Origin of the sequence: Algoriphagus aurantiacus (assembly GCF_035156405.1) — a bacterium.
Lineage (GTDB): Bacteria > Bacteroidota > Bacteroidia > Cytophagales > Cyclobacteriaceae > Algoriphagus > Algoriphagus aurantiacus.
Genome location: NZ_JAXRUT010000008.1, coordinates 167,074 through 186,810, shown reverse-complemented (window position 1 = coordinate 186,810; position 19,737 = coordinate 167,074). Strand labels below are relative to the sequence as shown.

Sequence of the window (19,737 nt, the reverse complement as noted above, 5' to 3'; positions counted from 1 at the left end):
AAAAGAGAAAAGTCTCAGATCTTAGATCCAAGACGTTTTGTTACAGGTTAGGTTTTGCGGCAAGGTAAACTGAGTTTCTGTTTAGGTATCACGTGTTTTTATAGACCACTTTTCCTCCCACCACAGTCATAGCAACTTTGGTATTCAATATTTCATCCTCAGCAATTTCCATGATATTCTTATCGAAAACAGTGAAATCAGCTGCCTTCCCAACCTCAATTGAGCCTTTAAAATCTTCTTCAAATTCTGCAAAAGCCCCATCCAAAGTATATGATTTCAATGCTTGCGCTCGTGTCATTTTCTGATCTCCCTCGTAGCCGCCTTCAGGAAGTCCTTGCAAAGTACTGCGGGTAACGGATGCATAAAAGGAAGGAATTGGATCAACAGGCTCTACCGGCGCATCTGTTCCGTTGGTGACTACAGCACCGGATTGCATCAGTTTCTGCCACACATAGGCGCCATCGATAATCCGCTTTTCACCCAATCTGTCAATCGCCCAAGGACGATCCGAACTTAGGTGAATTGCCTGCATGGCAGCGATCACTCCGAGTTCACCGAATCTGGGTATGTCATCTGGATGAATATGTTGTGCATGTTCGATACGGAATCTCAGTGTTTTTGAATCTGGGTGATTAGCGAAGGCTGTTTCATATCGATCAAGAATTTCCTGATTTGCCCGATCACCGATGGCATGTGCACAAACCTGGAAGCCAGCAGGAATGGCTTTTTCTGAAACTTCGGACACCACAGACATCGGCAAAGTCTCGTGTCCACGATGACCGGGTCTATCCGAATAATCTTCCAAAAGCCAAGCGCCTCTGGATCCCAGCGCACCGTCACAGTTGAGTTTGATCGAGCGGACAGTAAGCATGTGATCTGCAGTATCGATCATCGGGCCTTTTTCATACCATTGTTCCAAAAGAGCTGGTTGTGTACCGGTAAGCATTACGTATTGACGGACGGTAAGCTTTCCTTCATTTTTGAATTTTTGAATCAGATCGATCACATTCTGGCCACTCCCAGCATCATGGAAACTTGTGATTCCCTTTTCATTCAATTCTTTCAGAGCCAAAGTCAAGGCCTGCTCAGCTCTTTCTGGTGTCTCTGCGGGAATCAATCGAGCCACCAACCCAGAAGCTTTTTCGGAAAGTATTCCTGTAGGATTCCCCAATTCGTCAATAATAATTTCCCCACCTTCTACCTCGCCAGGTCTTTCGCCTTTTAAATTGCTGATTCCGGCAAGTTCAAGTGCTTTCCCATTGGCAAAAGCTGCATGGCCACTTGCATGGGACAGGTAAACAGGATTGTCGGGAGACACTTCGTTCAGTTGTGTGTTGGTCTGGAAGCCTTTCACCATTTTTTCAGGCTTTTCGATCCATTTGTCCTGATGCCAGCCGCGACCTGTGATCCAGTCTCCAGGTTTTGCTTTGGCAACAGCTTCAGCAACTTTTTCTACCAGTTCGTCATACGTTTTCACATACATCAGATCCAGTTCTAGCTTATTGTAGCCGATTCCCATCAAGTGAGCATGAGATTCGATGATACCTGGAGTCATGGTATTCCCTTGCAGATCGATTACTTCGGTAGATTCAGTCTTGTGCTTTTCGATCTCTGCTACAGATCCAACGGCTAGGATCATTCCGTTTTTTACTGCTACGGCTTCAGCTTTAGGAAGTGAGTCATTGACGGTGTAAATAATGCCATTGGTAAAAATCAAATCGGCAGGTTCAGCCTTTTCGGAAGAGCAAGAAAGGAGTAATATCCCCAAGATTGCGAGTAAGTAGAAGTTTTTCATGGATTTATATTTCAACCCGAAAACTACCTCATTTCAAACAATCCAAAAAGCCAGTCCTGTAATTAGCGCATCCAGATTTTAGCTGACCGGGTTACTTTTCCATCGATTTCTAAAAATATAATATATAAGCCTGGAGTTAAGAAGCCAGCCTGAATCTCCACAACCTGATTTGCAGGCACATCAATTTCACTTAGCAAAACTTGCCCCAATGAGTTGATAAGTTGAGCTTTTGCGGGAGCATTCACGATGACTTTGATCGGGCCCTCTGCGGGATTAGGATATACTTTGTATTGATATTCTCCAGCAGGAATATCAGCAGAATCAGTTGCCGTGAGATAAATCAAGCCGCCTGCACGAGTGCCTAGTAGTAAATCAGGGGAATCCCCAAATGGTGAATCGACTAAAGTGATCCACGTATTTCTTCCGAGTTGGGTAGGCATGCTTTCCTCACCAATTTGAACTAGCACTTCGGTACGTGATCCCAAATTCATGAAGTCGATGATTTTAAGAATAACGCCATTTTGATCAATCGCATAAAGATTGGGGCTCGATGAATTTTCTACTGCTACTGACAGATTTCTAGTTGCAGGATTATCTACAAATCCCAAAAAGTCGGATTCCACTAGGCTCGCTGTAAAGTTTCCAAAATCAAAAGTATATAAGTCAAGACTACCATTTTGTGCAGCAACTAACATATAATCCTCTTGCTGATAATTAAAAAATTGCAGATAATCTCCCCGTTGAGGAGAGTATCCAGCTATCGAAATAGGATCGGAGGCTTCTTCCAAAAGATCGTAAATCAGCTGAGTTGGAATGTTATTTTGATACACAATTCCTGAGGCTAATAAATTTGTATTTCCAATCTTATCTCTAAAACTGATGTATTGTGCATCAAAAAGATTAAGTGAGGAAAGCTTATCGTTTTCAACTGCTTGTTGGGTCAATTTTCCATTGGCCATTGTAAAAGAAGTTAACCTAGACTTCGCCAACCCCTCTTCTGAATGGAAATTCGAAGTGACCAGTAGCTCTCCCAGACTTTTATTCCCCAGAAAAATGGGCCTTGCGTTCTCCCCCAAATCAATCATCTGGTCTTGTAAGAATTCATAGTCAGCATTGCCCTGATTATCAATTTTCACGATCGAATGGGCGAAATCAATACCGAAATTGAAGGAGTTTTCGCTGGTGTTTAAACTGACGACTAGGTCATCACCAAACAGCTGACCAACATGAAAAATTGGAAATTCCGGAAAGTCACCGTATCCCGGAAGGGTATTGGTATAACTAGTAAAAACCGGATTGGTCGAACTCCCTGAATTAGGTAGAAAATACAGGACACTGCACTCGTCACGCCCCAAAACTAGATCTTCTATGCCGTCGCCGTCAAAATCCTTATATAAAATAGAATGTCCCCCAGCGTGTAAAATTCTGTTGCCATCATACGGTTCTTTTCTGGAATTCAGATCTTGTCCTTCACAGGTTTTTCCGAAGGAAATTTCACCACATCCACAGAATTCAAAGTTTCCCCAGTGATCCACCCCGAAGGCAAAACCATCAACATCCGCAGTTCCCTTACGCTCTATGCTGGTGTTTTTGTAGAATTCCATGTAATCCCCACCGGCAAAATTGAAAATTACTAGATCCAGATCCCCGTCACCGTCCAAATCCTGGATCAAAGGAGTGTCTAGATTATTCGTTTGAATATTGCCTGAGCCGTCAAGTCTCAGGAAGTTTTGAGCGACCTCCCATGAAATGTTGTTTCCTGCAGACGTGTTCCTATAGGCTCTAATTCCAAGGGCTGTAGAGGTGAAAAGATCCTTTTTTCCATCCTCATCGAAATCTACCAATACTAGAAATCCATTGATGTCTGCTGGAAATAAGTAGCCTAATTCCGGTAAGTGGATGAAGTTATCTCCGTCTTTTTCGAATATCAGCAGTTGTCGGGAATTGATGTCCCAAGTCACCCATTCTTCTATCCCGTCACCAGTAAGATCTAGTGTTTGAATCTGAGCAGAATTAATTCCCCCTGTGAATGGAGATGAAAGTATAACACCGTCAATTTCAACTTCTGGGTGCTGGTCAATTCGAAAAATTTCCTGCGCTTTCAACTGAATGCTGCTGATAAGAAAAATGAAAATCCAGAATTTGCGCATGGAATGGTAAAAGGTAAGACAAATTAATACGGCAGTCTCAGTTCAAAGATGTGAATGATTCCTTTATTTTGGGAATTAATTCCTTCCAAAACGATGAATATTTCCATTTTATATACGCTTTTTAAAAATAGTACAGGAGTCATTACGGACACTCGCAAGATCGAAAAAGGCAATTTGTTTTTTGCGCTGAAAGGTCCAAATTTCGATGCGAATTCTTTCGCCCCAGAGGCTTTGGAAATGGGCGCTTCGGTAGTTGTAATCGATGACGTGAAGTATTTTGTGGAGGACGATGAGCGTTATTTTTTGGCTGAGGATTCGCTGAAAATGCTTCAGGATTTGGCTAACTATCACCGTAAGCATTTAGCAATTCCAATCATTGGCTTGACTGGATCAAATGGCAAAACGACCACCAAGGAGCTGATGAAGGCTGTTTTGAGCAAGAAATTCAAAACTGCAGCTACTGTTGGAAATCTAAATAATCATATTGGCGTGCCATTGACTTTGTTGGCTATTGGAGACGAAGATGAAATTGCAATCGTGGAAATGGGCGCTAATAAGCCCGGTGATATAGCCGAGCTTTGTCAGATTGCCGAGCCTACCCATGGTGTCATTACTAATATAGGGCGGGCACATCTGGAAGGCATGGGCGGTCCGGAGGGAGTATTGAAAACCAAAACGGAATTGTTCCAGTTTTTAAGGGAAAATGAGGGGACTGTGTTTATCAACTCACAGGATACTGTTTTGATTAACGTTGCTAAGCGATTTGAGAAACCTATACTTTACCCTTCGAAAGGTGATTTCTGTGAAGTAAGATTCGAAGAGGCGAATCCATTTGTGAAATTCTCAATAGAAGGAAGCGAGCAGGTATTTCAGAGTCATTTGATTGGAGCGTATAATTTTGGGAACATCGCAACTGCCCTGGCTATTGGGAAGTTTTTTGGAGTTGAAATTAACACTGCCGCTCAGGCAATTGTGACTTATCGCCCTTCTAATATGCGTTCTCAATTGATCGAGAAACGCAGCAATCTAATTATTTTGGATGCTTACAATGCCAATCCATCCAGTATGGAAGTAGCTATCCGGACTTTTGGAGAGATGACGGGGAAGAAAAATAAAATGCTGATTATCGGAGATATGTTCGAATTGGGAGAGCATGCTGAAGCCGAACATGCGCGACTGGGAGAAATTATCAGCGAATACGAAATTGATAAGGTTTGTTTTACCGGTCAGTTGATTGTGTCTGCTTTAGCGAAGTATCCAAAAGCATTGTATTTTCCTGATCCTTTTTCATTTAGAAACTGGCTTGAAGACAGCAAACTGGAGGATTATTTGATATTGATCAAAGGCAGCAGAGGAATGAAATTGGAGGGGTTGGTGGATTTTATTTGAAAAGTGCCAAGAATTCCTGAGAAGAATAAACAGGTAGTGTAGAATGTTTATAATCAGAAGTGTTTCTGGTGATTATTCCTTTGATATCAGGGTTAGAAATTACAGTGAAATATTGGATGGCATCTTCAAAATCGGAGAAATTGCTTTTAACCGCTAAGTAAATTTCCTGTTCACCGACAGATAGTACTTTGCATAGTTCAAGAAAGTCTTTTATTAATTTTAGACTTTGTTGCTTACCTACTTGCTTCGTACTAATATAATGGATGTTAGAAATTGCTAACGAAGATGTGTAAATCTCTATTTTTTGATTAAAAGCTAATTGAAATATTTCTCTTGCGTAGCTATTAAAAGGTGTCCTTTTTAGCAAATAGTCAAGAATGACATCTGAATCCAAAAAGTAATTAAATGCCATATTTTTCAATCAAGGCCTTAGTTAATTCTTCCTTGTAGTCAAAATCTTTGTCATATTTTAGAATTCCTTCTAACCTTAAGAATGATTCAGGAAGTGGCTTTAATGTTTCATTTTTACTCTTCCTTGTCTTTTTTTCTTCTAAAATAATTTCAGAAAAAAAATTTTCAACCAGATCCGATAGGCTCTGTCCTTGCGCTTCAGCAAACTTTTTTGCTTTTTCGGCAAGAGCTTCGTTGATGTCCAGTGTTAGTTTCGTTGTCATGACTTCCAGATTATTCGATATAATTTAAGAAGAATTCCTTCCTAATTGAAATCAATTTTGCTTCAATAAAGTTTACTTTCAAGTCGGATTATTGATGGATCACAAAATTAACTGCTTACTAAAAACATATAAAATGCGTCCCTACTTACCTTTTCTCACCGCCCTTGCCGAACATAATTCCAAAGAATGGATGGATGCCAATAAGAAATGGTACCAGGATACCCGGTCAGAATTTTTAGAAGATGTTGGCGTGCTACTCAAAGGAATCGGGGAATGGGAGCCGGAGCTTTTGGTATTCAAGCCTAAAGACTGTGTATTCAGACAAAATCGGGATATCCGCTTTTCGGCTAATAAAATGCCTTACAAAAATAACTTTGGAGCCTATTTTTCTCCTAAAGGAAAGAAGTCGGAAGGTCCAGGGTATTACCTGCAAGTCCAGCCCGACAATTCATTTGTCGCAGGGGGAATCTGGATGCCGATGGCTGAAACATTAAAGAGAATAAGAAAAGAAATTGATTACTCAGGAGCTGAACTCGCGAAAATTGAAAGTGATTCAGCTTTCAAGTCATTCTTTGGGAAAATAGAAGGAGAAAAACTCAAGACCAGTCCTAGAGACTATGAAGCTGATCATGAGTTTATTGACTATCTGAGATTGAAGAGTTTCACGGTGTCTTCAAAAATTTCAGACCGGGATATTGAATCAGGGAACTTCATCCATATTGCCTTGGATAGCTTTCAGAAAATGAGGCCACTTCAAGAGTTTTTGTCTCGGGCAATTGAAGATGTGGACAATGGATCAGGCCTATTATAGATTTTAGTAGCTAGTAACAAGAAACTAGAGCAAAGAATCAAGAAACTAAAGCCAAGAATTAAGAACCTAAGTCTAGAGCAAATAACTTATATATAAGAATTAATCTCAAATCTCGAACCTCTAATTTTCTCTAACGTAGCGGCGACCCCATCTTCTTTGTTGGTAGTTGTGATTTCGTTAGCGACTGCTTTGACTTCCATTCGGGCATTTTCCACCGCCACACCCCAGCCTACGGATTGCAGCAGATCGATGTCATTATAATTATCTCCAAAAGCGACAACTGATTCCATCCCAAAATCATAGGCATGCTCAAGGATTTTCTTCAAACCTGTAGCTTTGGAAATGGCTCTCGGAGCAATCTCCAGATATGTGTCACTGGAGCGATAGAGGTGCAAGTCAAGTGCATGTTCAAAATGTAATTCTCCGAAAAGCCAGGATATTTCTTCATTCGTTCCCATGCACATCACTTTGTGTGCACCTGAATTACTTTTTGACCAGAGATTTACCACATCTTGACCTGGAAGCCACGTACAGGTTACTTTTGTATTTCTAACTTCCCGCTGGGACCAATAATCATCTTTTTCCTCATACCAATTTTCACCCTGATACAAACTAACATGGATGTCGGTTTTATGGGTAAGATGGAGAATTTTAGCCACCAAGTCTACCGGAATGCTTACATCTTCCAACACTTCACCGTCGGCACTCAATACATAACCTCCATTGTAACTAATCAACGGCTGAGGAAATCGATTCATATCATGAAGCAGATGCCGCATGGCATCAGGCATACGGGAACTGGCAAGAATCACTGGAAAACCCTCGGGCAAGTCCGCAACCACGGCTTTGAGACGAGGCGATAGATCACGCACTGAATTGAGGAGTGTGCCGTCAATATCAGAGCAAAAGGCTTTTATCTTCATTAATCGAAGTCAGACCAGTTTACATCATTTGCAAAATTGGCGAATACTCCAAAGCCAATAACAGCAATAAAAATTATGACTGCGGCAAAAACAATGAGCTTGACTATTAATTCAGCCTTGGCCCACTTTGCCTTTTCCGGATCAGTGTTTTTGTCCGTTGCCCATACGATAAGCATGATCAGTCCGATCAAAGGAAGGCGTTTGACCAGCACTGCGATTATCCATTCTCCTAGTGAGGTTGGCGGTTTTTTGTATTCGTTTGGTATTTCCATGGGTTAATAGGGTTAGTTAAAAGTCTTTTGTGTCAAACATGTACTCCTGCATAGCAACATTCTCGGGATTAGTAGGGTCAGTTTGAATAAACTGAACGGTAATTTGTTGATAATCTCCAGCATTTTCAAAATCACGGAGGTAAAGTTCAGCGCATTTACGTGCAAGGATTTCTGGTTGATTTCCTAAGATGAGCGGATCGCCGTTTTCTAATTTAAGATAAATCGTAGAAGTGGTTGTGTCATTCGAGGTTGATTTGCTGAGATTTACGTTCATTCCTTGGAATTTACCCAGCATTCGAATTTCCTCTGAAGGCATAAACCCTTCTCCCATCATTGCTTCCATTCCCTTGAAAGCAAATTTTGCAATGTTTTCAGGATTGCATGAGCATGAGCTTAGTGTTGCAAGAAAAAAGACTAGAATAAAAATTCGATTTCGCATAATGAACGCGGTTTAAGAAATAGGATTATGCGAATTTAAAGAATCTTAAGTAGATCTTTTAGAGATGGCTAAAATGGCACGTTTGTCTTCTGGATTTTGTAGATGGAGTTGCACCCGAATTATGATGTTTTAATCTAGAGACTAGATTATCGGTGGAGCCTATGTACTACTTATCGGTTTTGGAAGAATAAAGAAAATATATGAAGTACATCCCATGAAAATACAAAAAGCTCCACATTTCTGTGAAGCTTTTGAAGTAACCTTCATTTAGAAGGAGTTGGTGGAGGATAAAGGAGTCGAACCGATGACCTTCCCGAATGCTTTCGGGACGCCCTAGCTAGCTGAACAAATCAATATTGTTTTCCGAAATTAGCCATTCTATATATATTCTGCTCTTCTTCTTTTTAATTTCTAATTCTCTTCTGAGTGCAGATTTTCGGTCAGGTAGACTCTCTGAATATTTCAGCACCCAGTGTGGTGCACCAGATTTTGTAGAAGGAGTCGAGCCCGAGTTGTGATGTTTTAGACGGGCTTCCAGCCTATCCGTGGAACCAGTGTAAAACTTATCAGTTTTGGAAGAATAAAGAATGTAAACAAAGTACATAGCCTAAAAATACAAATAGCTCCACATTTCTGTGAAGCTTTAAAGTGGAGGATAACGGAGTCGAACCGATGACCTTCCCGAATGCTTTCGGGACGCCCTAGCTAGCTGAACAAATCAATATTGTTTTCCGAAATTAGCCATTCTATATATATTCTGCTCTTCTTCTTTTTAATTTCTAATTCTCTTCTGAGTGCAGATTTTCGGTCAGGTAGACTCTCTGAATATTTCAGCACCCAGTGTGGTGCACCAGATTTTGTAGAAGGAGTCGAGCCCGAGTTGTGATGTTTTAGACGGGCTTCCAGCCTATCCGTGGAACCAGTGTAAAACTTATCAGTTTTGGAAGAATAAAGAATGTAAACAAAGTACATAGCCTAAAAATACAAATAGCTCCACATTTCTGTGAAGCTTTAAAGTGGAGGATAACGGAGTCGAACCGATGACCTCTACACTGCCAGTGTAGCGCTCTAGCCAGCTGAGCTAATCCCCCATTTGGGTTTGCAAATATAGACCTAGGTTTTTGCTGTGCAAAGGAAATTTTACTCGGTAGCGTAATTAATTCGGGTCATGATACTTCGGCCAAGTGTGACTTCATCTGTGAATTCTAATTCTCCTCCAACAGGTATTCCCCGTGAGATGGAGCTTACCTGAATGCCTTTTTCCTTCAGTTTTTTTGCAAGATAGAAAGAAGTGGTATCTCCTTCCATTGTAGCGCTTAGGGCTAAAATCACTTCTTGAATAGGATCCTTTTGCGCAGCAGAGTCTACTCTTGTCATCAAAGATTCGATCTTTAGCTCTTCTGGCCCAATCCCTTGGATAGGTGAAATTACTCCTCCAAGCACATGGTATTTTCCCTGAAACTGGTTTGTATTCTCTATTGCTAAAACATCACGAATATCTTCTACCACGCACAGAATGGAACCGTCTCTTCTATGACTTAGGCAAATGCTGCATTCTTCAGCATCAGAAATATTGTGACAGGTTTTGCAATACTGGATCTCAGTACGCATACGAGTGATCGCAAGAGCCAAGGCTTCGGTATTCGCCTCATGCTGCTTGAGAAGGTGAAGAGCTAGGCGTAGTGCGGTTTTCTTACCGATTCCAGGTAGTCTGGATATTTCGGTAACAGCATCTTCTATCAGTTTGGAAGGAAAATTCAATTCTGGGTGGATTTAAACTATTGCGGCTTGTATTCCGGCATCTAATATAGCTTCACACATAGGTTTTAGCTCAGTAATGCTGCCTTTTTTTACCGCACATTTTCCCTTAAAATGGATGGTGATTGTGCATTGCTCAGCCTGCTCCATCGTGTGCTTGCAGACTTTCATGAGAATCTTAGTCACATGATCAAATGTGTTAAATTCGTCATTATACACAATCAGGTCATTGGATTCAATGTCTATCAAATCCTCCACCAGAACTTCTGATTCTTCGATATACGGAAGTGGGTCGTTTGAATGATTCATTTTGCAAAATTAAGAATATTGAACAACTTAGCGCACCTACTTCAATACGATTTATGAATTCCCAATTGGTACTACTGGTAATCTGTTGTTATTTTTTACTTCTATTTCTTATTTCCTGGTTTACCTCCCGCAAAGTTTCTGCCGATACCTTCTTTACCGGAGATCGGCAATCACCATGGTTTTTGGTGGCCTTCGGGATGATAGGCGCTTCTCTTTCAGGGGTTACCTTTATTTCGGTTCCTGGTGAAGTGGGCAATACTAACTTCTTTTACTTCCAAGTTGTTTTGGGTTACACGCTTGGATATTTCACCATAGCCAAAGTACTTCTCCCACTTTACTATCGATTGAATTTAGTATCGATCTATTCTTACTTGGATGACAGATTTGGCTTTTGGTCTTATAAGACAGGGGCTTTTTTCTTTATCCTCTCTAGAACTTTGGGTTCATCCATCCGAGTGTTTTTGGTTGCAAGTGTCCTACAGCTAATTCTTTTTGATTCCTTAGGCATTCCGTTTTGGGTTTCTGTGCTGATTACGGTAGGATTAATCTGGCTATATACACACCGTGGAGGAATCAAAACGGTAGTTTGGACGGATACGCTGCAAACGTTCTTTATGCTAGCAGCTGTGGTGGTTTGCGTGATTATGGTGGGAAATGAATTGAACTATAATGGGGTGAGTGATTACTTCAAGGCTGTTTCCAATGATCCTCGGTCCCAAATTTTTAATTGGAATTGGAAAGCCGGCACCAATTTCTTTAAGCAATTTATTTCTGGAGCATTTATTACCATCGTGATGACGGGCCTGGATCAGGATATGATGCAGAAGAATTTAACCTGTAAGAATATTGGCGATGCACAGAAGAACATGTTCTGGTTTACAACGATTTTGGTATTTGTGAATTTGCTTTTCTTGGCTTTGGGCGTGTTGCTTTACCTCTATGCTGAGACCCAGGGAGTACAGATTCCAACTAAAACGGATGAACTTTTTCCACTGTTGGCCACCCAATATTTCTCACCATTTGCGGGAATTGTCTTTGTGCTAGGTATTACAGCGGCAGCTTATTCCAGTGCAGATTCTACGCTGACTGCTTTGACAACCTCATTTTGCATAGATTTTCTTGAGATTGAGAAAAGATATCCTGCGGAAAAGCGCGTGTCCGTTCGAAAGAAGGTGCACATCGTATTCACCTTCGTGATGTTTTTGGTTATTATGGCTTTTTATTGGATCAATAATCAGAGTGTTATTAATTCCGTGTTTATAATAGCGGGATATACTTATGGACCTTTGCTTGGACTCTATGCTTTTGGATTGTTTACCAAATTGAAAGTAAAAGACAGGTTTGTTCCTTACCTCGCTGTCTTTGCCCCGGCGTTGACCTTTGCTATAGCTTCCAACTCAGAGGAACTGCTTTGGGGGTATAAGTTTGGCTTTGAGGCACTGATCCTGAATGGGCTGATTATGTTTATTGGATTGTATTTGTTGAGGAAAAGATAGGTTTTTATGATCAATGCATTGAAATTGAATCATGAAAGGATTCTATATTGGCTTGGCTTAGCTACTTCATTATCTTTTTTTTTAGCTTTATGTGCCTATATATTCTTCTTTTATCATTACAATCCACAATTATTAGGGTCTCATAATATTCCAATTTGGAATGAAGAGGTGAAATATTTTGCTGTCACTATTATAATTAATCTGATGATTATTATTTCTGCAGTTGGATTAGCAAAGCTTAAAAAAGTTGGATGGTATGGTTTTGTATTTTGTCTTGCTTTAAATTTTTTTTTAGCTCTTGAATTTCATAATCCATCTGGGTTTCAGGAACAGAAAAGTCATTTCTCAGTCTTTATAGAATTACTGATATATTTTGGATTAATGTACTATCTAACAAGTAAGCCAATTAGAAAAATTTTCAATTTCAGTCAGTCTCAATATTTAATGATATTCATTTATCTTGTTTTTGGGTTGGTGTCATGGTTAATCATTAATCTAATTGAGAATGATAATTTATCACAAAGCCAACTCCACATCAGGATTCCAGAAGACTTTCTCGAAGTTCTGAACTTTGTCTTTCACGACTTTTACACCTTCCTTTTCGAGCAATTCCTGCATCTCAGTAGGTGTGGAAAAATGCCCTTTTCCAGTCAATAACCCCTGACTATTGACCACACGATGGGCTGGTATATCAGCCATTGTATGGGCAGCATTCATGGCATATCCCACCATTCTGGCACCACTTTTTATGCCAAGATAATGTGCAATGGCTCCGTAATTGGTGACTCTTCCGCTCGGAATCAAACGAACCACCTGATAGACTAAATCAAAATAATTAGGCTTTTCGGGTTTCATTAGACCAGTTGATAAGTTCTTGGTTGATTACTTTTCTTACATTAACTTCTTTAGTCTTTTCGCCAGACTTTATGGGGAATTGGTAACGGACTATGAGGCTTTCTGGCTTTCTTTCGATCACATTCAGTTGCGCACCATCTACATAGACAAGCTCTGAAAAAGCAGCCAGTGAGTTGTTAAGTTGAGACTCTAGTTCATTCAATTGGATCTTGGAATTGAAGGGTAATTCAGAGTCGAAGATCATTTGGTGTGAATTGTTTTTGGAGTAATTCACCACTTCTGAGGTTAGGGCTAATGTGTTGGGAACGATGATAATTTCGCCTGTTTCACTTTTTAGCACCATATTAATCAGCGTGATATCCCGGATGAAACCCACATTTTTCCCAATCAAAATCTTATCTCCAATCTCTAGTTGGTCGGAAAACATGATGATCAGGCCATTGACAATGTTTGTGATGTATTCCTTGGTGAGCAAGGCAATTGCGGCTGCTACTATGGTAATGCTAGTGAGGAATTTTAGTGGCTCAACTCCAAATAGTAACATCAAAGACACCAAGATGACAAGCATATTCATCAAAGTAGCAAGGCGGTCTATGCCTATTACAAAGTTGGGCTGTACCCGGGATTCTTCAGTTCGTTTTAGATAAAACTGTAGTGTAATAATCCGGGCAAGAGAGATGATTAGGTTTCCACTGAGAAGAAAAATCAATGCACGGGTCACGTTGGCCAGAATTACATAGCGATCAAAAAATGGTGTAAGCCAGGTGTTTGATTCAAAACCCACAATTAAAATCAGGAGTAACAACAGCTTAAGTAGGAAGTTTATTCTTCTCTTGTTTTCCTGATTCTTAATAATGCTTTTGAGTTGATTCATATCGTATTTGAAAAATTAAGCCTAATTTTAACAAATATCAGAAAGAATTTCGGAGTAGTATGAGCAGAAATATCATTATCACAGGAGCAGGAGGAAATCTGGGTTCAGCAGTTGTAGAAAAGTTTGCGCGCGAAGGATACCACATCATTGCATTGGTACAGCCAGGAAAAGAGTATGAATTGGAAGATGCTGATGATATCTACGAAGTAGATGTGACTGATGAAAAGGCAGTTGCTGAATTCATCAAAGAGTACCATTTGCAATATGGAAGTGTAGATGCGTTGGCATTTTTAGTAGGCGGTTTTGCGATGGGCGGAATAGCGGCAACTAGCCAGGCAGATCTGGAGAAAATGTTTACACTGAATTTTTTCTCTGCTTTTCATTTAGTAAAAGGCTTTTTGCCCATCATGAAGAAGCAGGACAAAGGCACTTTCCTTTTTGTAGGAGCCAGACCAGCGCTTCAGATTACGGATGCGGCAGGAACTTTGGCCTATTCCTTGAGTAAGAAATTGGTGATTTCACTTGCTGAAATAGTAGGAGAAGAAACTAAAAATACACCCATCAGATCACATGTTTTTGTACCAAGTATAATAGACACACCTCCTAATCGCGAGTCAATGCCAGATGCTGACTTTAGCAAATGGGTTCGTGCGGAAGAGATCGCAGAAACAATGCACTATGCGGTCAATACGCATGCGTTGCGGAATATGACTTTCAAACTTTACGGTGAAGTGTAATCCTTATGAAAATGAAACCACTAGCACTCACATTCCTTGCCGTTTTGATGGCATTTCCTGCTTTTTCGCAGTCTGAAGAAGATGCTGTGAAAGCTGTAATCGAATCCCTTTTTGACGCGATGCGAACTAAAAATTCTGATCAGATAGCTTCCGTTTTTTCAGAAAATGCAATCATGCATACTATTGAGACAACTGGCGAAACTGGTGTGGTGAAAGCAGGTTCTGTTGCTGATTTCGTCAATGGCATAGGAAGTCTTCCTACAGAAGCGAAGCTTGACGAGCGAATCACCGATTACCAAATCAACATTGACGGCCCGATGGCGACAGCCTGGACGCCATACGAGTTTTATTTCAATGACAAATTCAGCCATTGCGGCGTGAATTCCTTTCAATTAGTAAAAATGGCCGAAGGCTGGAAAATTATTTACATCATCGATACTCGCCGAAAAGACGGCTGCTCCTGATATTTTATGAATACGTTTAAAGAAAAAGTTTATCAAACTGCGATCGCGCAGGTGAAAGAGAAAATCAACCTATTGAAAACTGAGCGCAAGGCGATCAATGATGGGATATTGGAGGACACGAAAAGTAGTGCTGGTGACAAGTTTGAGACTGGTAGAGAAACGATGTCCCGTGATCTCATGACTGTGGAGAATCAGCTTAAGCAAGCGAATTTCGAATTCGACGAACTATGCAGATTCCAAGCAATCAAAGAACCATCGCCTTCCGTGCAGGAGGGTAGTCTGGTACAAGTTGGTTCTGATCAATATTTGATTTCAATTAGCTTAGGGCAAATTACCGTGGATGGCCAAAAGCTTTTTATGCTGAGTAAAAACTCCCCGCTTGGTGAGATTTTGGTGGGGCATAAAAAAAATGATCAGGTAGAATTCCGTGGAAAATCTATACAGATCACTGAAATACTGTAAATCTTATTTACTCTTTCTTAGGGACAAAACTCATCAATTCGGTGGATCCATCGAGAAGGGTGAGTTTGTCTTTCCCTATTTCTAAATCCCCTACTTTACTTAAAGCCGAAATGAAATCCTGCTCTCCCGTACCAGGGCACATTTTTTTGGTCATTGCCCCGGGGTCAAGCTTGATTCCAGTGCCCTCAAGTGAGAAGTTTCCTGAGAAATTATTACAACCTGAAAATCCTGCTAGATTCCCCCCATCAAGAAAGCTCAACGTTGGAATACCTCCTGCAAATTGATTCATGTCTAGTCCAGTACCCATTAGGGATGAAAGTGCCCAAGTATTTCCTGTCAAAAGGTTCAAGGGGTTTATGGCCTTGTTGCCTGCGCAGCTCGTAAAAAGCAGGAAAATAAGTCCAATGGATAAGGTTTTTATAGCTCTCATGATTACCGGGGTTTAATACTTACCTAAATTTAAGTGATTTGAATCCAAATTCAATTTTGCCTTTCGGTCACATCAACAATGATTCTATGTAATTCTCATTTTTTTAGAGAATTGTTACAGTATTTCTAATTGGATTTCACTTTTTTTCAAAAAACTCCAATGGTTTGTTTGGGTAATAGAAATTTTGGCAGTAAGATTGTCCTGTCAATTGTCCAGTTATGGTATTTGCAGTAAAAATCTCTTCAGACAAAAATTTACTTCCAGCCAAGGAAGCGAGAGCCTGCACCACTTTTTCTATGACGACATGGATGGGTACCACAATTACGGGGTGATCCCGTTTCAATTTATAAAGTATCCGCCCCCGAGGCCTTTTGAAGGTCTATTTTAATTTCCCAGTAATTAATTCCAGAAGTATTATTTATGAAATCGAGCATGACTGAAGTGTCACACAACGGGATGACCGTCAAAACATGCGAGATTCCATAAGACCTTTGAAAAGAAAATTATCAACATATGAAAATCATCAAGTTCGGTGGCTCATCCGTAGCGAACCCAGAAAATATACAACGAGTTTTTTCCATCATTCAAAACAAACTCAAAGAGCATGAAATCGCCATTGTTTTTTCTGCTTTTGGTGGAGTCACCGAGAGTTTGCTAAAGATTGCTCAGCTGGCCAGAGAAGGGGATGAAGCGTATCGGGAAGTGCTTCAAACGCTCGAAGAGAAGCATTTGACAATTGTACGTCAACTTATCGCAGTACAGAGCCAATCTACAGTGATGACTTTTGTGAAGGTGAGATTCAAAGAACTAGAAGATCTTTTCCACGGTATCTACCTGATAAAAGAGAACTCGCCTCGCACCTTGGATTATGTGGCAAGTTTTGGAGAAAGACTGGCAGCATTTATCCTAGCTGAATCTATGCAAGGGCATGGGTTCAAAACGCAGTTCCTAGACGCTCGTGATGTTATTCGCACCAATGATAGATTTGGGCAGGCAAAAGTTGATTTTGAAGTGACGAATGCTGCGATCAAAAATTATTTTGCTAAGCATGAAGGTATTAAGGTAGTTACTGGATTTATAGCTTCCACGGCAAAGGGTGAGACGACTACGCTTGGTAGATCAGGATCTGACTATACCGCAGCGATTTTGGCAGCAGCTCTGGATGCTGAGAATCTTGAGATATGGACTGATGTTTCGGGAGTGCTGACTTCAGACCCGAAGTTGGTTTATACCGCATTTACCATTCCTCAGCTGAGCTACAATGAGGCGATGGAGCTATCGCATTTTGGGGCCAAAGTAATCTTCCCCGCGACCATGCAGCCTGCGATGCGCAAAAGCATCCCGATTTATATCAAAAACACTTTTGAACCAGAAAATCCAGGGACACTGATTAACGGAGAAGTAAGTCCAGGAGCTTTGATCAAAGGAATAAGCTCTATACCTAATGTATCCATTGTAACTGTTCAAGGAGCAGGTATGTTGGATTCAGTAGTGGGTACAAGTCGCGTCTTCAAAGCATTGGCAGAGGCAAAAGTTAATATTTTGCTGATATCACAGGCTTCTTCGGAGCACAGCATCTGCTTGGCGATTAAGACTCAGGAATCTTATTTGGCAAAAGAGGCAGTAGAAAAAGAGTTTTTCTATGAAATCAAATCCGGTGAAATGGATCAGGTAATCTTGTTGCATGACTTGGCTACCGTGGCAGTAGTCGGTGAAAACATGAAGCATAACCCTGGGGCTTCAGGACGAATGTTCCGAGCTTTGGGTAGAAATAACATTAACGTGGCGGCAATCGCACAGGGGAGTTCGGAGCTGAATATCTCGGCGGTGATCCCTCAACCTGATTTGCAGAAAGCGCTTAATGCACTCCACGAGGCATTTTTCCTTTCTGAGAATAAAGTGCTTCACGTCTTCTTGGTGGGTACGGGATTGATTGGTCAGGCTTTGATCAGAATGATCGCTAACCAACAGCAGAAACTGCGTGGAGACAATGAACTTGATATTCAGATTCACGGCTTGGCAAATAGCCGATTTATGGCATTCCATGAGGATGGTTTTGACCTCAGTAATCCTTACGAGTTGAGTGATGCTGATGATAAAACTGATCTTGACAAATTCATCAGAACGATGGAAGAAATGAATTTCTCCAACTCTGTATTTGTGGATTGTACCGCCAGTCAGTCTGTGGCAGAGCTCTATACTCAAATCTTGGAAGCAAAAGTGGCTATCGTCACCCCGAATAAAAAAGCAAATTCCGGCTCCATGGAACAATACAGGGCTTTGAAGAAGTTGGCTAAAAAACGTGGCGTAAAATTTCTTTACGAAACCAACGTGGCAGCGGGTCTTCCTGTAATCAATACTTTACAAGATTTGATGTTAAGTGGAGATAAGGTAATCCGTATCGAGGCAGTACTTTCCGGTTCCATGAATTACATCTTCTCTGAACTTGAAAAAGGAGATCCTTTCTCCGAAGTGGTTAAAAAAGCAAAGGAATTGGGATTTACTGAGCCAGATCCAAGAGATGATTTGAGCGGAATGGATGTGGCTAGAAAGATCTTGATATTAGGCCGTGAAGCAGAACAGGATTTGGAGTTTGATTCCATAGACATTCAAAGCATGGTTCCTGAAGATTGTCAGAATTTAAATTCTGTTCCTGAGTTTTTTGAAGTGCTGAAAACGCACGATAAAGATTTTGCCGAAATGCTAAAAACCGCTGAAGGCAGGGGAGAAAAGCTGCGTTTCATGGCTACTTTGGAGAATGGAAAGGCTAAAGTTGGCTTGAATTCACTTCCTATTGCTCATCCATTTAGTGGATTGGGAGGAAGCGATAATATGATTCTATTAACTACCGATAGGTATCGTGATAGGCCAATGATCATCAGAGGCCCTGGGGCTGGTGCAGATGTAACTGCTGCAGGAGTATTTGCAGATGTGATTCGTATCGGTAACTACACTAGAGAATAATGCGCTCAGTTAAAGCCTTTGCCCCTGCTACTGTCGCGAATGTGTCCTGTGGATTTGATATCCTTGGATTCGCGATTGATGCAATGGGTGATACAGTCGAATTGGTTCTGAAAGATGAACCGGGATTGGTTGTCGTTTCCATAGAAGGAGACGGTGGGAAGCTTCCTCTTGAAGCAGAGAAAAACACCTGTGCGGTGGCTATTCAAGCCATGTTGGATGAATTGGATTCCAAGGTGGGGATGAATATTTACCTGACAAAGGGTTTGCCATTGGGTTCAGGTATGGGTTCAAGCGCAGCCAGCGCTGTTGCGGCCTTAGCAGCTGCCAATCGGCTGTTGGGCGATCCTTTTGATAAGAAAGATCTATTGCCTTTCGCTATAGCTGCAGAGAAAGTTGCTTGTGGTGCTGGGCACGCAGATAATGTTGCTCCAAGTTTATTAGGAGGTTTTGTGCTGATTCGCGATTACCATCCGCTGGATGTGATCAAACTTCCAGTTCCAAGTGGTCTTTATTGTACGTTGTTGCATCCACATTTTGAGTTGAAAACGGCAGATTCCAGATCAGTGCTGAGAGATCAGATCCCTATGAAGTATGCGACAATTCAGTCAGGAAATGTCGCGGGGTTGATAGCGGGATTATATGAAAGTGATTTTGAATTGATTTCAAGATCGCTAAGGGATGTGATCGCAGAACCTTATCGTGCAGTTTTGCTTCCTGGTTTTTACGAAGTCAAAGAAGCTTTGAAAGCAGCGGGTGCTTTGGGTATGGGTATTTCCGGTTCGGGGCCTACACTTTTTGCACTATCCGTAGGAAAGGAAACTGCGGAGGCTGTGGGAGAAGCTGGTAAAGAAATCTATTCTAAAATAGGGCTTGGTGTGGATGTGTATTTTTCTGAAATCAACATCAAAGGCGCTTATGTCATCGAAGAAAAATAA

Annotated in this window: 23 protein-coding genes and 1 tRNA gene; 8 read left to right on the top strand and 16 right to left on the bottom strand. The window is 41.0% G+C overall.

Annotated features, from left to right (window positions below; translation table 11 throughout):
* Window positions 1–88: 88 nt before the first annotated feature.
* Window positions 89–1,795: an amidohydrolase gene (locus SYJ56_RS10595; protein ID WP_323834062.1), complete on the bottom strand. Its 1,707-nt coding sequence runs from the start codon at window positions 1,793–1,795 to the stop codon at window positions 89–91.
* A gap of 62 nt (window positions 1,796–1,857) precedes the next feature.
* Window positions 1,858–3,945, bottom strand: a complete 2,088-nt coding sequence (locus SYJ56_RS10590) for a T9SS type A sorting domain-containing protein (RefSeq protein ID WP_323834061.1) — start codon at window positions 3,943–3,945, stop codon at window positions 1,858–1,860.
* Between the two features lie 93 nt (window positions 3,946–4,038).
* Between SYJ56_RS10590 and SYJ56_RS10585 the strand changes: the two genes are divergently transcribed.
* Window positions 4,039–5,334 carry a UDP-N-acetylmuramoyl-tripeptide--D-alanyl-D-alanine ligase gene (locus SYJ56_RS10585; RefSeq protein ID WP_323834073.1) on the top strand — a complete coding sequence of 432 codons (1,296 nt, stop codon included), beginning with the start codon at window positions 4,039–4,041 and terminating at the stop codon, window positions 5,332–5,334.
* Here SYJ56_RS10585 and SYJ56_RS10580 read toward each other — a convergent pair.
* Together SYJ56_RS10580 and SYJ56_RS10575 are read right to left on the bottom strand one after the other, a co-directional pair.
* The gene (locus SYJ56_RS10580) at window positions 5,327–5,746 is read right to left on the bottom strand and encodes a type II toxin-antitoxin system VapC family toxin (RefSeq protein ID WP_323834060.1); all 420 of its coding nucleotides are present in this window, start codon (window positions 5,744–5,746) and stop codon (window positions 5,327–5,329) included. The two genes, SYJ56_RS10585 and SYJ56_RS10580, sit on opposite strands and share 8 nt — an antisense overlap.
* The gene (locus SYJ56_RS10575; protein ID WP_323834059.1) at window positions 5,736–6,008 is read right to left on the bottom strand and encodes a DUF6364 family protein; all 273 of its coding nucleotides are present in this window, start codon (window positions 6,006–6,008) and stop codon (window positions 5,736–5,738) included. The genes SYJ56_RS10580 and SYJ56_RS10575 overlap by 11 nt, the downstream gene beginning before the upstream one ends.
* 133 nt (window positions 6,009–6,141) lie before the next feature.
* Here SYJ56_RS10575 and SYJ56_RS10570 point away from each other — a divergent pair, with 133 nt between their 5' ends.
* Entirely contained in the window at window positions 6,142–6,819 is a 678-nt protein-coding gene (locus tag SYJ56_RS10570) for a DUF2461 domain-containing protein (protein WP_323834058.1), read from the top strand.
* 86 nt (window positions 6,820–6,905) lie between these two features.
* On the opposite strand, the gene SYJ56_RS10565 is transcribed toward SYJ56_RS10570, so the two are convergent.
* The 9 genes from SYJ56_RS10565 to SYJ56_RS10530 all read right to left on the bottom strand — a co-directional run bounded on the left by SYJ56_RS10565 (window position 6,906) and on the right by SYJ56_RS10530 (window position 10,520).
* Window positions 6,906–7,742 (bottom strand): Cof-type HAD-IIB family hydrolase, encoded by an 837-nt coding sequence (locus SYJ56_RS10565; RefSeq protein WP_323834057.1) that lies wholly within the window; start codon window positions 7,740–7,742, stop codon window positions 6,906–6,908.
* Window positions 7,742–8,014: a hypothetical protein gene (locus SYJ56_RS10560; RefSeq protein WP_323834056.1), complete on the bottom strand. Its 273-nt coding sequence runs from the start codon at window positions 8,012–8,014 to the stop codon at window positions 7,742–7,744. Before SYJ56_RS10560 ends, SYJ56_RS10565 begins: the two co-directional genes overlap by 1 nt.
* Window positions 8,015–8,030: 16 nt before the next feature.
* Window positions 8,031–8,453 (bottom strand): hypothetical protein, encoded by a 423-nt coding sequence (locus SYJ56_RS10555; protein WP_323834055.1) that lies wholly within the window; start codon window positions 8,451–8,453, stop codon window positions 8,031–8,033.
* A 58-nt stretch (window positions 8,454–8,511) separates the two neighbouring features.
* Window positions 8,512–8,616, bottom strand: coding sequence for a GIY-YIG nuclease family protein (locus SYJ56_RS25930; RefSeq protein ID WP_416377795.1), 105 nt, complete (start codon window positions 8,614–8,616; stop codon window positions 8,512–8,514).
* A 174-nt stretch (window positions 8,617–8,790) separates the two neighbouring features.
* Window positions 8,791–9,057 carry a GIY-YIG nuclease family protein gene (locus SYJ56_RS10550; protein WP_323834054.1) on the bottom strand — a complete coding sequence of 89 codons (267 nt, stop codon included), beginning with the start codon at window positions 9,055–9,057 and terminating at the stop codon, window positions 8,791–8,793.
* Window positions 9,058–9,158: 101 nt separating this feature from the next.
* A complete protein-coding gene (locus SYJ56_RS10545) occupies window positions 9,159–9,425 on the bottom strand; it encodes a GIY-YIG nuclease family protein (protein ID WP_323834054.1) in 267 nt (88 codons plus the stop codon).
* 45 nt (window positions 9,426–9,470) lie between these two features.
* A tRNA-Ala gene (locus SYJ56_RS10540) sits at window positions 9,471–9,544 on the bottom strand.
* Between the two features lie 49 nt (window positions 9,545–9,593).
* Window positions 9,594–10,214: a recombination mediator RecR gene (gene recR / locus SYJ56_RS10535; protein WP_323834053.1), complete on the bottom strand. Its 621-nt coding sequence runs from the start codon at window positions 10,212–10,214 to the stop codon at window positions 9,594–9,596.
* A gap of 12 nt (window positions 10,215–10,226) precedes the next feature.
* On the bottom strand, window positions 10,227–10,520 hold the full coding sequence (locus SYJ56_RS10530; RefSeq protein ID WP_323834052.1) for an ATP-dependent Clp protease adaptor ClpS: 294 nt from the start codon (window positions 10,518–10,520) through the stop codon (window positions 10,227–10,229).
* A gap of 53 nt (window positions 10,521–10,573) precedes the next feature.
* On the opposite strand from SYJ56_RS10530, the gene SYJ56_RS10525 reads away from it, so the two are divergent.
* A complete protein-coding gene (locus SYJ56_RS10525) occupies window positions 10,574–12,016 on the top strand; it encodes a sodium:solute symporter (RefSeq protein WP_323834051.1) in 1,443 nt (480 codons plus the stop codon).
* 516 nt (window positions 12,017–12,532) lie between these two features.
* On the opposite strand, the gene SYJ56_RS10520 is transcribed toward SYJ56_RS10525, so the two are convergent.
* Entirely contained in the window at window positions 12,533–12,871 is a 339-nt protein-coding gene (locus tag SYJ56_RS10520) for an MGMT family protein (RefSeq protein WP_323834050.1), read from the bottom strand.
* Window positions 12,852–13,745, bottom strand: coding sequence for a mechanosensitive ion channel family protein (locus SYJ56_RS10515; protein WP_323834049.1), 894 nt, complete (start codon window positions 13,743–13,745; stop codon window positions 12,852–12,854). The genes SYJ56_RS10520 and SYJ56_RS10515 overlap by 20 nt, the downstream gene beginning before the upstream one ends.
* A 59-nt stretch (window positions 13,746–13,804) precedes the next feature.
* Here SYJ56_RS10515 and SYJ56_RS10510 point away from each other — a divergent pair, with 59 nt between their 5' ends.
* Genes SYJ56_RS10510 through SYJ56_RS10500 form a run of 3 tightly spaced genes read left to right on the top strand, consistent with a single transcriptional unit; the run spans window position 13,805 to window position 15,408 of the window.
* Window positions 13,805–14,482 (top strand): SDR family NAD(P)-dependent oxidoreductase, encoded by a 678-nt coding sequence (locus SYJ56_RS10510; protein WP_323834048.1) that lies wholly within the window; start codon window positions 13,805–13,807, stop codon window positions 14,480–14,482.
* Between the two features lie 11 nt (window positions 14,483–14,493).
* Window positions 14,494–14,946, top strand: a complete 453-nt coding sequence (locus tag SYJ56_RS10505; RefSeq protein WP_323834047.1) for a nuclear transport factor 2 family protein — start codon at window positions 14,494–14,496, stop codon at window positions 14,944–14,946.
* Between the two features lie 6 nt (window positions 14,947–14,952).
* Window positions 14,953–15,408: a hypothetical protein gene (locus tag SYJ56_RS10500; RefSeq protein WP_323834046.1), complete on the top strand. Its 456-nt coding sequence runs from the start codon at window positions 14,953–14,955 to the stop codon at window positions 15,406–15,408.
* A gap of 7 nt (window positions 15,409–15,415) precedes the next feature.
* Here the strand turns inward: SYJ56_RS10500 and SYJ56_RS10495 are convergent, their stop codons facing one another.
* Complete coding sequence (locus SYJ56_RS10495) at window positions 15,416–15,838, bottom strand: META domain-containing protein (RefSeq protein ID WP_323834045.1); 423 nt, start codon at window positions 15,836–15,838, stop codon at window positions 15,416–15,418.
* Between the two features lie 513 nt (window positions 15,839–16,351).
* Between SYJ56_RS10495 and thrA the strand changes: the two genes are divergently transcribed.
* Both thrA and SYJ56_RS10485 read left to right on the top strand, forming a co-directional pair.
* A complete protein-coding gene (gene thrA, locus SYJ56_RS10490) occupies window positions 16,352–18,802 on the top strand; it encodes a bifunctional aspartate kinase/homoserine dehydrogenase I (RefSeq protein ID WP_323834044.1) in 2,451 nt (816 codons plus the stop codon).
* Window positions 18,802–19,737, top strand: a complete 936-nt coding sequence (locus SYJ56_RS10485) for a homoserine kinase (protein ID WP_323834043.1) — start codon at window positions 18,802–18,804, stop codon at window positions 19,735–19,737. Before thrA ends, SYJ56_RS10485 begins: the two co-directional genes overlap by 1 nt.

Coding starts and splice junctions, on each gene's coding strand:
- SYJ56_RS10595 (WP_323834062.1), bottom strand. CDS start 1,795: ATGAAAAACTTCTACTTACTCGCAATCTTGGGGATATTACTCCTTTCT.
- SYJ56_RS10590 (WP_323834061.1), bottom strand. CDS start 3,945: ATGCGCAAATTCTGGATTTTCATTTTTCTTATCAGCAGCATTCAGTTG.
- SYJ56_RS10585 (WP_323834073.1), top strand. CDS start 4,039: ATGAATATTTCCATTTTATATACGCTTTTTAAAAATAGTACAGGAGTC.
- SYJ56_RS10580 (WP_323834060.1), bottom strand. CDS start 5,746: ATGGCATTTAATTACTTTTTGGATTCAGATGTCATTCTTGACTATTTG.
- SYJ56_RS10575 (WP_323834059.1), bottom strand. CDS start 6,008: ATGACAACGAAACTAACACTGGACATCAACGAAGCTCTTGCCGAAAAA.
- SYJ56_RS10570 (WP_323834058.1), top strand. CDS start 6,142: ATGCGTCCCTACTTACCTTTTCTCACCGCCCTTGCCGAACATAATTCC.
- SYJ56_RS10565 (WP_323834057.1), bottom strand. CDS start 7,742: ATGAAGATAAAAGCCTTTTGCTCTGATATTGACGGCACACTCCTCAAT.
- SYJ56_RS10560 (WP_323834056.1), bottom strand. CDS start 8,014: ATGGAAATACCAAACGAATACAAAAAACCGCCAACCTCACTAGGAGAA.
- SYJ56_RS10555 (WP_323834055.1), bottom strand. CDS start 8,453: ATGCGAAATCGAATTTTTATTCTAGTCTTTTTTCTTGCAACACTAAGC.
- SYJ56_RS10550 (WP_323834054.1), bottom strand. CDS start 9,057: ATGTACTTTGTTTACATTCTTTATTCTTCCAAAACTGATAAGTTTTAC.
- SYJ56_RS10545 (WP_323834054.1), bottom strand. CDS start 9,425: ATGTACTTTGTTTACATTCTTTATTCTTCCAAAACTGATAAGTTTTAC.
- SYJ56_RS10530 (WP_323834052.1), bottom strand. CDS start 10,520: ATGAATCATTCAAACGACCCACTTCCGTATATCGAAGAATCAGAAGTT.
- SYJ56_RS10525 (WP_323834051.1), top strand. CDS start 10,574: ATGAATTCCCAATTGGTACTACTGGTAATCTGTTGTTATTTTTTACTT.
- SYJ56_RS10520 (WP_323834050.1), bottom strand. CDS start 12,871: ATGAAACCCGAAAAGCCTAATTATTTTGATTTAGTCTATCAGGTGGTT.
- SYJ56_RS10515 (WP_323834049.1), bottom strand. CDS start 13,745: ATGAATCAACTCAAAAGCATTATTAAGAATCAGGAAAACAAGAGAAGA.
- SYJ56_RS10510 (WP_323834048.1), top strand. CDS start 13,805: ATGAGCAGAAATATCATTATCACAGGAGCAGGAGGAAATCTGGGTTCA.
- SYJ56_RS10505 (WP_323834047.1), top strand. CDS start 14,494: ATGAAACCACTAGCACTCACATTCCTTGCCGTTTTGATGGCATTTCCT.
- SYJ56_RS10500 (WP_323834046.1), top strand. CDS start 14,953: ATGAATACGTTTAAAGAAAAAGTTTATCAAACTGCGATCGCGCAGGTG.
- SYJ56_RS10495 (WP_323834045.1), bottom strand. CDS start 15,838: ATGAGAGCTATAAAAACCTTATCCATTGGACTTATTTTCCTGCTTTTT.
- thrA (WP_323834044.1), top strand. CDS start 16,352: ATGAAAATCATCAAGTTCGGTGGCTCATCCGTAGCGAACCCAGAAAAT.
- SYJ56_RS10485 (WP_323834043.1), top strand. CDS start 18,802: ATGCGCTCAGTTAAAGCCTTTGCCCCTGCTACTGTCGCGAATGTGTCC.